Consider the following 14,038-nt stretch of genomic DNA (forward strand, 5'->3'; position numbering starts at 1 on the left):
ATGAGTAAGGGACTCGATCCACGGTGCTGAACAAGCTGCTGCGCGTCGGCGAAGGCCGCATGGTCAAGCGACTCGATGCGATCGCATCGCACGTCGAGGCGTTGGAAGACGAGATCGCGTCGCTGTCCGACGACGAACTGCAGGCCAAGACCGGCGAGTTCAAGGATCGGATCGCCGAGGGCGAGACGCTCGACGAAGTGCTGCCCGAGGCCTTCGCGGTCGCTCGCGAGGCCGCGTGGCGCGTTCTCGACCAGAAGCACTTCCACGTGCAGATCATGGGTGGCGCCGCGCTGCACTACGGCAACATCGCCGAGATGAAGACCGGTGAGGGCAAGACCCTGACCTGTGTGCTGCCCGCCTACCTCAATGCGCTGTCCGGCGACGGCGTGCACGTCGTCACCGTCAACGACTACCTGGCAAAGCGCGACTCCGAGTGGATGGGACGCGTCCACCGCTTCCTAGGTCTCGAGACCGCGGTGATCCTGACCGGGATGACTCCCGAGCAGCGCAAGGTCGCCTACGCCGCCGACATCACCTACGGCACCAACAACGAGTTCGGCTTCGACTACCTGCGCGACAACATGGCGCATGCACTCGAGGATCTCGTGCAGCGTGGCCACAACTTCGCCGTCGTCGACGAGGTCGACTCGATCCTGGTCGATGAGGCGAGGACACCGCTGATCATCTCGGGTCCCGCCGAGGGATCGAGCAAGTGGTACACCGAGTTCGCGCGTATCGCGCCGCTGCTCGAGCGTGACGTCCACTACGAGGTCGACATCAAGAAGAAGACGATCGGCGTGCACGAGGCGGGCGTCGAATTCGTCGAGGATCAGCTCGGCATCGACAACCTCTACGAGGCCGCCAACTCGCCGCTGGTCAGCTATCTGAACAACGCGATCAAGGTCAAGGAACTCTTCCACCGCGACAAGGACTACATCGTCCGCAACGGTGAGGTGCTCATCGTCGACGAGTTCACCGGTCGCGTGCTCGACGGCCGTCGCTTCAACGAGGGTCTGCACCAGGCGATCGAGGCCAAAGAGGGCGTCGAGATCAAGGCGGAGAACCAGACACTCGCCACGATCACGCTCCAGAACTACTTCCGTCTGTACGACAAGCTCTCGGGCATGACGGGTACCGCGGAGACCGAGGCCGCGGAGTTCGACCAGATCTACAAGCTCGGCGTGCTCCCGATCCCGACCAACAAGCCGATGGTCCGCAAGGATCAGGGCGATCTGATTTACAAGACGGAAGAGGCGAAGTTCGCCGCCGTCGTCGACGACATCACCGAGCGCCACCAGGCGGGTCAGCCGGTTCTGATCGGTACGACGAGCGTCGAACGGTCGGAGTACCTGTCGCGTCAGCTCGCCAAGCGCGACATCCCGCACACCGTGCTCAACGCCAAGTTCCACGAGCAGGAAGCGCAGATCGTCGCAGAGGCCGGTCGACCCGCAGCGGTCACGGTCGCCACCAACATGGCCGGTCGCGGTACCGACGTCGTGCTCGGCGGTAACCCCGACATCATCGCCGACACCCGCCTGCGCAAAGCCGGACTCGATCCGGTCAACACCCCCGACGAGTACGAGGAGGCGTGGGAAGAGGCGATCACCGTCGCGCGCCGCGAGGCCGCGGAGGAAGCCGACGCCGTGCGCGATGCGGGCGGTCTGTACGTACTCGGTACCGAGCGCCACGAATCCCGTCGCATCGACAACCAGCTGCGCGGACGTTCGGGGCGTCAGGGTGATCCGGGCGAGTCGCGGTTCTACCTCTCGCTCGGCGATGAGCTCATGCGACGCTTCAACGGCGCGGCGCTGGAGACCATCATGAACCGCGTCAACCTGCCAGACGACGTCCCGATCGAGGCGAAGATGGTCACCAAGGCCATCCGCAGCGCACAGACCCAGGTTGAGCAGCAGAACTTCGAGGTCCGCAAGAACGTCCTCAAGTACGACGAGGTGATGAACGAGCAGCGGAAGGTCATCTACGCCGAGCGTCGCACCATTCTCGAGGGAACCGAGCATCGCGAGCAGATCATGCAGATGATCGCCGAGGTCGTCGGAGCGTATGTCGACGGCGCAACCGCGGAGGGCTACGCCGAGGACTGGGACATCGACGAGCTGTGGACCGCCCTGCGCGCGCTCTATCCGATCGAGCTGGACCCACGAGAAGTGGTGGGCGAGAACGAGTTCGGTGAGCGTGACGACATTTCGGCCGACGAGCTGAAAGAGATCCTCGTCGACGACGCGCAGAAGGCGTACGAGAAGCGCGAGGATGAGATCACCGCGATCGGCGGCGAGGACGCCATGCGGCAGCTCGAACGCACGATCCTGCTCAGTGTTCTCGACCGCAAGTGGCGCGATCACCTCTACGAGATGGACTACCTCCGCGAGGGCATCCACCTGCGCTCCATGGCGCAGCGTGACCCGGTGGTCGAGTACCAGCGCGAGGGCTACGACATGTTCGTCGGGATGCTCGAAGGCCTCAAGGAGGAGACCCTCCAGTACCTGTACAACGTGCAGGTGCAGGCCGAGCCCGCTCCCACTGTCACACCGGCTTCCGCTGCGACGACTGCCGCCGCGGCCGCCGCACGCCAGCCCGCGATGGCGGGTGCGGCGGCGTCGGGCAACGGGGCATCGCAGAATGGCGCGTCTGGCAACAGCGAGGCACCGGCCGCATTGCGTGCTGTCGGCGTCGACGCCGAGTCCGACGTCCCGATGACGTACTCCGGGCCCGACGAGGACGGTGGCACGTCCGTGCACTCGGAGGAAGAGGAACTCGACGATCCGGCACTCGTGGCCGCGTCGCGTCGGGAGCGTCGGGCCGCCGCGCGTGCCAGCGGAAAACGCGAGGGCGCGAAGCCGCCGAAGTCCAAGCGACGTCGACGCTGAAAATTCTCTGACGTTCATGGAACCGGACGTACCTCGCGTGCGTCCGAGTTTCCATGACCAACACCTACACTGATCAGCCGTCGCATATCGAAGCGAGTCCGGCGTCGAGTCGTATCCGGATAGTGCCCGCGCCCGACTACGAGACGCGCGGGTCCCTGACCGGCTCGACGCGTGACGAGAGGTCCGCTGCCGCCCCCGCTCGCCGCGCGCCGGAGATGCCGGGCGCCAGTACCCGCACCGCGGCTCGTGCGACTTCCCGCACTGGTTCCGGCGCAACCGCCATTGCGGCGCGGGACTTCTCGGTCGGCACGCTCACGATGATCTTCGAGGTCATCGCGCGCCGCAGGCCCGCATCGCATCTGCAGCATCGGGTCGGAATCCAGGTCGACGACCAGATCGACGCCCTCGCGCGGGCCGGGGCGGCGGGCCACGACATGTGCATCCCCACCGTTCGACGCGTCCACGTCCAGATGTGCGACGCGGGATCGGCAGAGATCTTCGGGACGTACTCGCGGCAGGGCAGGTCGCGGGCGTTCGCGGGGCGTATCGAACGCGTGCCGTGCCGGGTTCGCGTAGCTGGGCAGGCGGCTCGTGGTCGCTACAGTCCGGTGGCGACCCGCGTCGAGTATCGCTGGCAGCTGGTCGTCCTGACACTCGGATGACTACGTTCGCGGGGCGCGCCCATGCGATGCGGCGGGTATCGCCATCGCGATGTCGGCGACGGTGTCCGCGGCGCTAGGATCATCGCGTGGCGAACCGGCTGTCTCCGCGCGAGGCGATCTCCTACTTCCTCGACGGCGCAGGTGTCACCAATCACCTCGGTGCCGTCATCGTCTTTCCCGGAACCAACGGCAAGAAGCGTTCCGCGGCAAAGGATCTCGCGACCAGTCGGACACGCGGAAAGAAGTCGGAACCACCCGTCCTCGACTATCCGGCGCTGGTGCGGCTCGTCGAGAACCGACTGCAACTCGTGCCGCGGTATCGGAAGGTGGTCCTGGAGGTCACCCTCGGGCTGGCCCGTCCGGTCTGGGCCGACGACCCCGACTTCGACATCAATTTCCACATCCGCCGATCGGGCCTGCCGTCGCCGGGAACGATGGCCGATCTCGAAGATCTCGTCTCCCGCGTGATGTCGCGGCCCCTCGACCGCAGCCGACCGCTGTGGGAGATGTATCTGATCGAGGGACTCGAGGACGGCGGGTTCGCGATCCTGACGAAGTCGCATCGCTGTCTGATCGACGGCGGTGGCGCCGAGATGAGCGAGCTGATCTGCGACGACGAACCCGACGTCGCCGCACTGCCCGTGGATGTCTGGATGCCCGGGCCCCCACCCGGTTCGGCGTCGTTGGCGGTCAGTGCGCTGGCCGAGGCGTTGGCGCGCCCGGGAGAGCTGATTGATTCGGTCATCGGTGGCAACGGATTGCTCGGTGAGGCGAAGTCCGTGGTGGTGGGTACGGTCCGCCGCGCAGGACGCCTGGTGCAGCAGCTCACGGATTCGGCACCGTCGAGCCTGTTGAACGCGCCCGGGTCGTCGACCCGCACGTTTGTCTCGGCGTCGGTGCCACGGCGCGATGTCGCGAAGATCGCCGAACGCAACGAATGCACCGTCAACGACGTCGAGCTCGCGATCATCACGGGTGCGATGCGCCATTGGCTGCTGTCCATCGACGCGGAGGGTCGGTTCGGCGACACCGTGCGGGCGGTGCTTCCGCTCGGCGCGCGACAGTCCGGGGTACTTGCGCACGAGGAGTCACCCGAGACGTGGATCGTCACCGACGAGCCGCGGTTTGTCACCGACCTCCCGGTTGGGGAGTCCAATCCGCTGGTCCGACTCGCTCAGGTCGCGGGGCTGGCCAATCGCTATGCGCAGTCGTCACGACGCGTCTCACCGTCGACGCAGCCGTTGCTGAGCGAGCTGGGTGTCATACCGTTCGCGGAACTCAGTTCGCGCGCGTTCCGGTCACTCGACCGCCGCGGGTACAACGTGCCGGTCGCGATGAACACCGTGCCGATTCCGCCCCAGTACGTCTCGGGCCACAAGGTGTCCAACCTGTTCGTCGTACCCGGCCTGGTCGCCGGACGCGCGTTGTCTGTCGGCGTGTGCGAGTATGCGGGGTCGATCGAGTTCGGGTTCACCGCCGATCGTGGTGTGATCGACGACCCCTCCCTCATCGGCGACTACGTCCGCGAGTCGTACGAGGAACTCGCCGACGCCCACTAGTGTTGGCAGCGGAATCCAGGTAAAGCGCGGAATCCAGGTAACGCGCGGAGGATGTCGTAGGAGGAAATACGCGGTGAGGGTCTACTTTCCGGCGACGCTGACCATGCTGCTCGAACTCGACGAGACCGGGGAGTTCCGCCCGATTGGCGGGACGGGTTTCGCACTCACCCCGGCGTTGCGCGAGTCGTACCTCTCCGGTGACGACGAGGAGTTGGCGGAGGCGGCGATCCGCGAGGCCGCGCGTGCGTCGCTGCGCCTGCTGGCCGGTGAAGCCCCCGAGCCGGGCGACCCCGACGCGGAGGCCGACCTCGAAGCCGACGAGGCGACTGCCAAGCCCGGCGACACACCCCGCCTACCGCCTCGTCGTGCCGTGGTTGCCGCCGACGTCGACGGAGCCACACTGCGTCCCGACCTCGACGACGCCGTCGTGAAGGTCTCCGGTCCGATCGCGAAGTCGGCGATCGCGTCTGTGCTGGTCGACGGCGCCGATGCCGAAAGTGCTGTCCGTAACGCCGTCGTGGTCATCGACGCCGCGGACATGGGCGACCTGGACGCCGAACTCGCCGTCGGCGACGTCGAAGACCACGACCTGGGGTGGTACGCGACCCAGGAGCTACCGTTCCTCCTCGAACTGCTCTGAGGCTTTTGGACTGCTCTGAGGCTTTTGAACTGCTCTGGGGCTTTTGAACTGCTCTGGGGCTTTTGAACTGCTCTGGGCTCTGAACTGCTCTGGGGCTGTCCCGGAGTCCACTCATTCCCTAACCTACGGTTCCGTAGGTTAAAGTTGTCGCGTGAGGTCTTCGGGGCCCCGATTGCGGGCTCCGTCCAACATGCGGTCGCACGACGAGGAGTGGGAACGGTGAACCTGCGGGAGCTGCGGGAACGGTTTGAAGAGCCGGTGTCGGGGGTGGCAGCGCGTAGTCGTGGGGCTCGGTGGGCACGCGCTGCGGTCGCGCGGATCACCACGCCGCTGTTGCCCGACGACTATCTCCACCTGGCCAATCCGCTCTGGTCGGCGCGTGAACTGCGCGGCCAGGTGGTGTCGGTGACTCCGGAAACCGACGACTCCGCCACCATCCGTATCAAGCCGGGGTGGGGATTCACGCTCGACTACGCGCCCGGGCAGTACATCGGAATCGGAGTGCTCGTCGAGGGGCGTTGGACGTGGCGGTCGTACTCGTTGACCTCGGTGCCGGATCTGACGCGCACCGAGGGCACCATCGCGATCACGGTCAAGGCCATGCCCGAGGGTTTCCTGTCGACGCACCTGGTCAAGGGACTTGAGCCGGGTACAGTCGTGCGATTGGCCGCGCCCAAGGGTGAGTTCGTTCTGCCCGAGCCACTGCCGGGCAAAGTGCTTTTCCTGACCGCTGGCAGCGGACTGACCCCGATCATCTCGATGCTGCGCATGATGCGCCATCGCGGACAGTCGACAGACGTGCGCGTGGTGCACTCGGTGCCGACGCCCGACGATCTGCTGTTTGCCGACGAACTCGTCGAGATGGAGAAGAGCGGACTCATCGACCTGCACGTGCAGTACACGAGGGCCGACGGCAAGGTCACCGCACATTCGCTCGACGAGCTCAGCCCCGACTGGCGGACACGCGAAACGTGGGCGTGTGGGCCGGGCGGTTTCTTGGAAATGGTCGAAGCGGCGTTCATCGATGCAGATGCCTCCGATCGCCTGCACATCGAGCGATTCGCTCTCGAGCGTGGCGCGGTCGGCGCGCAGGGCGGGACCGTCACCTTCGGACGCACGGGGCAGACCGCGGAGGTGGACGGCGCGACAACCCTGCTCGAAGCGGGGGAGCAGGCCGGTGTGTTGATGCCGTTCGGATGCCGCATGGGCATCTGTCAGAGCTGCGTGGTCATGCTCGACAAGGGGTGCGTGCGCGATCTTCGATCCGGCGACGAGCATGTCGCGGGCGAACGAATACAGACCTGCGTGAGCGCTGCCGCGGGTGACTGCACACTCGATGTATGACGAATCGCCGAAATCCTCGGCGAATGCGCAGCTCACGAGCGTTTCGGGCGCCTCGGCGCCTGTGTTCCCCGTCGCCGGGTTGGTCGACGCGTTAGGCTCTGTGGGCGAGGCTGTCGACCACGGAGGTGGATCCGCGTGCGAGCTGAACTGATTGAACTGACCGCGACGAGTGATGTCCCGGTGCTGACCGATGGCACCATCACTCTGCGGGCACATCAGACCGACGACGTCGATCGCATCGTCGGATATGCCACCGATCCCCTGACGATGCGATGGGCCAAGATGCCATCGCCGTACGGTCGATCCGACGCCGAGCGGTTCATCATCAATGCACTGCAGGGATGGCGCAACGGGACGTCGATGATCTGGGCCATCGAGCACGACGGCCGGTTCGCCGGAAGTATCGATCTCCGTGGGCCCGGCCGGATCGTCGACATCGGTTTCGGGTTGCATCCCGATGCTCGCGGTGAAGGCCTCGTGCGGCGCGCGATGGTGTTGGCGATGCAGTACGCCGTCGACAACCGCGACGTCGAGGTCGTGCGCTGGGAGGCCGCCGAGGGCAACCTCACCAGTCTGCGCGCTGCGCACGCCGCGGGATTCACTCTGGTCGGTCGGCTTCCCGACTGGCTCGAGATGAACAGCGGCGTCGTCGACGCCTGGTGCGGCAAGTGGCACGCCGGCGAGAGTTTCGAACCCAAGACCGTCTGGCACGCAACGACTTTCGAAACCGAGCGGTTCCGCCTGCGGCCCCTGGAGGCCAAGGACGACGAGCGCATTCGAGAGACGCTCGACGACCCGATCTCGCGCAAGTACCTGTTCGGCAGGCCCGACCCGCTGACCGTCGAACATGCCGCGGCCGAGCGCACCAGGAAGTGGTGGACCGCTGCGCGAGGGGAGACCTGCACCTGGGCCGTCGCCGACAAGGAAACGGACCACTACCTCGCCGACATCTCGCTGTTCAAGATCGATCCGGTGGTCGGCGCCGAGATCGGCTTCTACACGCATCCCGAGGCGCGTGGTGCCGGCGTGCTCGGCGAGGCGTTCCCCGCGTCGGTGCGGCACAGCTTCGACGTCCTCGGTCTGCGCAGGCTGACGATGTTCGCGGCCGACTCCAACGAGGGCAGCAAACGCCTTGCGCTGCGCGCGGGCTTCAACGAGTTCGGCACCCAGCCGCTTGCCGCGAGCTCGGCGGGCAAGATCGAGGATCTACTCGGGTACGAACTGCTCGCCGACGCAGGCGATCACTAGCGCCTCTGTCCCCGAAAGCTGGGGCTTTTGGTGGGTGGCCAAACCGGGACAATGGGATAAACGCAGCGGACCTGCCGCCACGCTCCGAATTCGGGAGAACCAATGGCATCCCAGAACAGTGCAGGTGCCGTAGCGGTGGCGAACGTCGACCTCTGCATCGTCGGCGCGGGAGTAGCGGGCTTGAATGCTCTCGCTGTGGCAACCGAATACCTCGACGCGGGCGCTCGGGCGGCTCTCGTCGATCGTCGTCCGGATGCGGGTGGGATGTGGAACGACACGTATTCCTATGTCCGGCTTCATCAGCCATATGAGTTCTTCACTGCCGGCGACATCGCCTGGAGGCTGCGTCGTGCGCCCGACTACCTTGCGACCAAGCCAGAGGTCCTCGATCACCTGCGGTACTGCCGCGACGTTCTCGCGGAACGAGTCGCGCTCGACGAGTACTACGGATGGACGATGGACCGATTCGATGAACACGCAGACGGCGTGCGCGTCCATCTCAGCGACCCCGCGGGTGGGAAACTCGTCCTCGACACGCCGATCCTGATCAACGCGTACGGATTCAACGTGACTCCGAATCAGCCTCTCGCGCTGAGCAGTTCGCAGGTGAAGTCGGTCTCGCCCGACTTCTTCGACTTCTCCGAGAATGACTTCACCGACACCAATACGCCGGTCTGGATCATTGGCGGCGGCAAGACCGCCATGGACACCGCCTATCTGATCACCACCAGAAATCCCGGACGTGAAGTGCATCTGGTGGCCGGTGCCGGGACGTTCTTCAACAATCGCGAGGCTGCTTTCCCAATCGGAATGCGCAGATGGTGGGCAGCCAAACCCGCCAGCCAGGTCTTCACCTCGTTTGCCGACATGTACGACGGGACAAATGATCAGCAGGTGACCGCCGCCTACCGCGCGCGGTATGGAATCAGCCCGATGCCCGAGTCGCGTCGGTTCTTGAACGGCAACCTCTCACCATCTGAATGCGACGCCATCTCGGCTGCGCTCAGCGGCATTGTCACTGATTACCTTGTCGACGTCGTCGATCGAGATGGCATGCCGCAGCTGGTGTTCCGTAGTCATGAGGAGTTTCCCGTCGTCCCGGGGAGTTGGGTCGTCAATTGCACCGGCTACATCCTGCGTGAGCGTTCAACCGACGATCCCTACGTTTCGGAGGGTGGTCGGGTGCTCACCATCAACTCCGGATCGGCGATCGTATAGTTCTCCACATACGCCGCCTATTTCCTCACCCACCTCGCCTTCCTGGGCAAGCTCGATTCGGTGCCGCTCTACCAAACCGATATCGGCGTGGTGGCGCGCCAACATTCACAGGCCGCGGTCGGTATCAGTTGCTGCCTTGCGATGTACAACATCGGGCTGATCGCCGACGAGGTCCCGCTCAAGGTCTTCACCAACTGCGGTGTCGACTTCGACAAGTGGGCTCCGATGCCGCTGCGCCTCGCGGCGTCGACCCGATTCATGCTCACCCGTCGCCGCAAGCGTGAACACTATCGCCGCGCGCTCGACATCGCGTCGCAGCGGCTGGGGTTCGCATGCGGGCCACTCGTCGGGGCGACTGCGTCCTGACCGTTGCGATAAACCTCACTGCCGTTCGCCACAGAACACCCGCCATTTGGTCTGGACAGTCCGATGCCCGTAACCTACGCTTACGTAAGTTACGGGAACGTAGGCGTAGCCGACTCTCCCGTCGCCCCTGACCATCCGCGACCAGTGAGGACGCCCATGGCGATCACCGACATCCCGGAGTACGCACATCTGAGCAAGGCTGACATCGAAGAACTCGGCCGTGAACTCGACAAGATCCGTGCCGAAATCGAGGCAGACCGAGGGGAGCGGGACGCGCGGTACCTGCGCAACACCATCCGCTTTCAACGCGGCCTCGAGTTGGTCGGCCGCGGACTGATCTTCGGTTCGACGCGTCGCTCGTGCTGGTGGGCGGGCGCGACGGCGCTCGGCGTCGCGAAGATCGTCGAGAACATGGAACTCGGCCACAACGTGATGCACGGGCAGTGGGATTGGATGAACGATCCCGAGGTGCATTCGACCACGTGGGAGTGGGACAACACCGACCCCTCGGCCCACTGGAAGCACACGCACAACTACATCCATCACAAGTACACCAACGTGCTCGGCATGGACGACGACGTGGGCTACGGACTGCTCCGCGTGACGCGCGACCAGCGGTGGCGTCCGTTCAACTACGGCAACCTCGTCTACAACACGCTGCTCGCGCTCTTCTTCCAGTGGGGAGTTGCCGCGCAGCACCTGGAGATCGGCAAGAAGCGTCGTACACCGGAGGCCAAAGCGCAGTTCCGCCGCGACCTAGCCGACGTCGGCAACAAGATCGGTCGCCAGGTCGGCAAGGATTACGTGATCTACCCCGGTCTTGCGGCTGCGGCAACCGCCGCGGTGACCAAGGGAGACGCCCGGGCGTCGGCTCGCGCGTTCGGCAAGGCAGCCACTGCGAACGCGCTGGGCAACGTCATCCGCAATGTGTGGAGTAACGCCGTGATCTTCTGCGGGCATTTTCCCGACGGTGCGGAGAAATTCACCAAGCAGGACGTCGACAGCGAGACGCAGGCCGAGTGGTATCTGCGACAGATGTTGGGATCGGCCAACTTTCGCTGCGGATTCCTGCTCGCTTTCATGAGCGGAAATCTCTCGTACCAGATCGAGCACCACATCTACCCCGACCTCCCGAGCAACCGGCTCGCCGAGATTGCCGTTCGCGTCCAGGCGCTCTGCGACAAGTACGACCTGCCCTACACGACGGGGTCGTTCCCGCTGCAGTACGCGAAGTCGTGGCGAACGATCGCCAAGCTGTCGTTGCCCGACAAGTACCTCAAGGCGACTGCCGACGACGCTCCCGAGACGGCGTCGGAGCGTCGATTCAAGACCGGACTCGACGAGGGGGTGCGCCTCGAGTCGGTGGTCGATCCGGTGAGTGGACGTCGACGCGGGCTGCGTAGTGCGATTCGGTCGCTGCGTGATCGGCGTCGAGGACGTGCGGCAGCGCCGACGGTGGTTACAGCACGTTCAACGCGCGCTGCCTGATCGTGAATACGGCGACCTCACGCTGCCTGCGGTTACTCGCGGGTAGGGTGGGTGTCGCACACACGCCGCGTGCGACATAATGGAGTGCAATGGCTATCACCGACATCAATGAATACGCACATCTGACTGACGCGGATGTCGAGGCCCTCGGCGCCGAGCTCGATGCTCTGCGACGAAAGATCGAGTCCGAACGCGGCGAGCGGGATGTGCGTTACCTGCGCAGGACCATCCTCGCGCAGCGCGCCCTCGAAGTTGCCGGTCGACTCGCGTTGTTCGGTTCGCATCGTCGTTCACTGTGGTTGCTCGGCACCGGTTCGCTGGCGTTGGCCAAGATCATCGAGAACATGGAGCTCGGCCACAATGTGATGCACGGGCAGTGGGACTGGATGAACGATCCCGAGGTGCACTCCACGACGTGGGAATGGGACATGGTGTGCGCGTCCCCGCACTGGAAGCACTCGCACAACTACGTCCATCACAAGTACACCAACGTGCTCGGCATGGACCACGACGTCGGTTACAAGGTCCTTCGGGTCACGCGGGACGAGCCGTGGGAACCGCGGCGCCTCCTCCAACCCTTCATGAACCTGTTTCTCGCGCTGACGTTCGAGTGGGGGATCGGGCTGCACGATCTCGATCTCAGCGAGTACCGCGCGGGCGAGCGTCCGCGTGAGGTCACGATTCCGAAACTCAAGCTGTTCGCGCGGAAGATCGGCAAGCAGGTGGGCAAGGACTTCGTTCTGTTCCCGGCACTGACCGGCCCCAACTTGATGCATACGCTCACGGCCAACCTCACCGCCAACGTGATCCGCAATCTGTGGGCCTACGTCGTGATCTTCTGTGGTCACTTCCCCGACGGCGCAGAGAAATTCACGGTCGACACCCTCGACGACGAGACGCCTGGCCAGTGGTACCTGCGGCAGATGCTCGGCTCCGCGAACTTCAACGCCGGCCCGGCGATGGCCTTCATGTCGGGCAATCTCTGCTACCAGATCGAGCATCACCTCTACCCGGATCTGCCGAGCAACCGCCTCGCCGACATCTCGGTGCGCGTGCGCGAACTCTGCGACAAGTACGACCTCCCCTATACGACGGGATCATTGTGGGTCCAGTACTTGAAGACGCTACGGACCATCAACAAACTCGCACTGCCCGACCGCTTCCTGCGTGATTCGGCCGACGACGCACCCGAGACCGCGTCGGAGCGACGCTTCGCCGGTCTCGACCAGGCGATGGGTCTCAAGACGGCTATCGAAGAGGTTCGCCGCAGGCGTCGGATGCGTCGCCGGGCGCGCCGCTAGTCACACGCTCGTCGGTGGTCACACGCTCGTCGGGTGGTCACACGAGAGCGTGGCTCATCGGCCGGCGGTGACCCAGTCGCTCGTCGATCGCGCGAGTCGTCGCGACACGAATGCCAGGCTGACGACGCAGACGGCCGCAACGGTCACTGCCCATGGTGCGAGGTCGTGGATCACGAGCACGCCGCCGACGACGGCTCCCGCGAACATGGTGGCGATCGACATCCCCCTGCGGCCGGCTCTGCTGCCGCTGCCGGTACCCACGCGGCTGTCCCCGAACACCCCTGTGATCGTCAGCGTGAGAACTGTCGTCGTGAGGTCGGGAACGGCGAGGCCGCGCGCGAGGGCGTTCTGCAGTCCCATCGCGGCGGAAACGAGTGCGATGAGCGTCGCCACGATTCCCGTGTGATAGGGATGCGGGAACGTCCACGCGACCACGCCCGCGACGATCATGAGTACGGCCTGGGTCGCGAGCGCGGTTCGCAACTGCTTGCCGCGATGCCCGTCGTGGATGCGTAGGATTCGTCCGCCAAGCGCGGCTCCACAGGCGAACGTCAGCAGCGACGTGATCGAAGCCCATGCTGCGAAGCCCGCGGCACCTGCCAAACCGAAAGCGAGGAAGACGACGTTTCCGGTCATGTTCGCCACGAACACTCTGCCGAGCGCGAGATAGCTGAAAGCGTCAACGACACCGGTCACGAAGGTCATGGCCAGCAACATCGCGGGCAGGGGGCCGTGCTTGCCCTGCGCCGGTGGAGCTATCGTTTGCCAAGCTTCGCGCGCGTGATTGCTGATGGTTGTCGCCATGTTGCCTCGCTCCTACCCGGCTTGTGTGTCTTGGCGTAGCCGTGCGTGTGCGGTCACTCCCTGTAGCGGATGGTTGCGCTCGCTGATTGCGAAGACGGCCCACAGTGCCATGCCGGCAATCGCCGTGCCTGCTCCGGCCGCGCACACCAGTACCCATCCACCGGCCTGGTATGCCCACGCGCCGAAGGCCGATCCGAGCACCCCGCCTGCGAAATAGGCGACCATGTAGGCGGTCGTCAAGCGGGATCGTGCTTCGTCGTCGAGCGAGTACACGGCGGCCTGGTTCGCGATCTGGACGCCTTGGACGCCGAAATCGAACACCAGCAGGGCGATGACCAGCACGATGACCTGGTGTGCTCCCCAATAGAGCAGAGCCCACCCCAGGAGTTCGATCGCCCACACGCCGTATTGGGTGTGGCGTAGATACCCGCGGTCGGCGAGTTTGCCGACGCGCGGCGCCGCCAACGCCCCGGCCACCCCGGCGAGTCCGAAGAGTCCGATCGCGGCGTCGGAGAAGGGGTAC

The 14,038-nt window shown here is 65.1% G+C and carries 12 protein-coding genes; 10 read left to right on the forward strand and 2 right to left on the reverse strand.

Annotated features, from left to right (window positions below; translation table 11 throughout):
* Positions 1 to 23 precede the first annotated feature (23 nt).
* The 10 genes from secA (at position 24) to B3T59_RS20795 (ending at position 12,711) form a co-directional block, all read left to right on the forward strand.
* A complete protein-coding gene (gene secA, locus B3T59_RS20750) occupies positions 24 to 2,885 on the forward strand; it encodes a preprotein translocase subunit SecA (RefSeq protein WP_287005019.1) in 2,862 nt (953 codons plus the stop codon).
* Between the two features lie 53 nt (positions 2,886 to 2,938).
* Entirely contained in the window at positions 2,939 to 3,547 is a 609-nt protein-coding gene (locus B3T59_RS20755; protein WP_005208009.1) for an Rv3235 family protein, read from the forward strand.
* A gap of 86 nt (positions 3,548 to 3,633) precedes the next feature.
* Positions 3,634 to 5,106, forward strand: a complete 1,473-nt coding sequence (locus B3T59_RS20760; protein WP_005208010.1) for a wax ester/triacylglycerol synthase family O-acyltransferase — start codon at positions 3,634 to 3,636, stop codon at positions 5,104 to 5,106.
* Between the two features lie 73 nt (positions 5,107 to 5,179).
* Positions 5,180 to 5,746: a DUF6912 family protein gene (locus B3T59_RS20765; protein ID WP_287005020.1), complete on the forward strand. Its 567-nt coding sequence runs from the start codon at positions 5,180 to 5,182 to the stop codon at positions 5,744 to 5,746.
* 219 nt (positions 5,747 to 5,965) lie between these two features.
* The gene (locus tag B3T59_RS20770; protein ID WP_005208012.1) at positions 5,966 to 7,090 is read left to right on the forward strand and encodes a ferredoxin reductase; all 1,125 of its coding nucleotides are present in this window, start codon (positions 5,966 to 5,968) and stop codon (positions 7,088 to 7,090) included.
* Positions 7,091 to 7,225: 135 nt separating this feature from the next.
* Positions 7,226 to 8,338 carry a GNAT family N-acetyltransferase gene (locus B3T59_RS20775; RefSeq protein ID WP_064862040.1) on the forward strand — a complete coding sequence of 371 codons (1,113 nt, stop codon included), beginning with the start codon at positions 7,226 to 7,228 and terminating at the stop codon, positions 8,336 to 8,338.
* Between the two features lie 102 nt (positions 8,339 to 8,440).
* Positions 8,441 to 9,556, forward strand: a complete 1,116-nt coding sequence (locus tag B3T59_RS20780) for a potassium transporter (RefSeq protein WP_287005021.1) — start codon at positions 8,441 to 8,443, stop codon at positions 9,554 to 9,556.
* 60 nt (positions 9,557 to 9,616) lie between these two features.
* Positions 9,617 to 9,922, forward strand: a complete 306-nt coding sequence (locus B3T59_RS20785) for a hypothetical protein (protein WP_287005022.1) — start codon at positions 9,617 to 9,619, stop codon at positions 9,920 to 9,922.
* Positions 9,923 to 10,078: 156 nt separating this feature from the next.
* Positions 10,079 to 11,410: a fatty acid desaturase family protein gene (locus B3T59_RS20790; RefSeq protein ID WP_064862038.1), complete on the forward strand. Its 1,332-nt coding sequence runs from the start codon at positions 10,079 to 10,081 to the stop codon at positions 11,408 to 11,410.
* 89 nt (positions 11,411 to 11,499) lie between these two features.
* On the forward strand, positions 11,500 to 12,711 hold the full coding sequence (locus B3T59_RS20795; protein ID WP_064904951.1) for a fatty acid desaturase family protein: 1,212 nt from the start codon (positions 11,500 to 11,502) through the stop codon (positions 12,709 to 12,711).
* Between the two features lie 54 nt (positions 12,712 to 12,765).
* On the opposite strand, the gene B3T59_RS20800 is transcribed toward B3T59_RS20795, so the two are convergent.
* Positions 12,766 to 13,515, reverse strand: a complete 750-nt coding sequence (locus tag B3T59_RS20800; protein WP_064862036.1) for a YoaK family protein — start codon at positions 13,513 to 13,515, stop codon at positions 12,766 to 12,768.
* 12 nt (positions 13,516 to 13,527) lie between these two features.
* A partial coding sequence (locus B3T59_RS20805; RefSeq protein ID WP_349681981.1) for an MFS transporter occupies positions 13,528 to 14,038 on the reverse strand: 511 nt, incomplete at its 5' end.

Origin of the sequence: Gordonia sp. UBA7860 (assembly GCF_002500165.1) — a bacterium.
Lineage (GTDB): Bacteria > Actinomycetota > Actinomycetes > Mycobacteriales > Mycobacteriaceae > Gordonia > Gordonia sputi.

What these genes read in the sequence shown, in the direction of transcription:
- B3T59_RS20755 (WP_005208009.1), top strand. Translation starts at nt 2,939, where the DNA reads ATGACCAACACCTACACTGATCAGCCGTCGCATATCGAAGCGAGTCCG.
- B3T59_RS20780 (WP_287005021.1), top strand. Translation starts at nt 8,441, where the DNA reads ATGGCATCCCAGAACAGTGCAGGTGCCGTAGCGGTGGCGAACGTCGAC.
- B3T59_RS20790 (WP_064862038.1), top strand. Translation starts at nt 10,079, where the DNA reads ATGGCGATCACCGACATCCCGGAGTACGCACATCTGAGCAAGGCTGAC.
- B3T59_RS20795 (WP_064904951.1), top strand. Translation starts at nt 11,500, where the DNA reads ATGGCTATCACCGACATCAATGAATACGCACATCTGACTGACGCGGAT.
- B3T59_RS20800 (WP_064862036.1), bottom strand. Translation starts at nt 13,515, where the DNA reads ATGGCGACAACCATCAGCAATCACGCGCGCGAAGCTTGGCAAACGATA.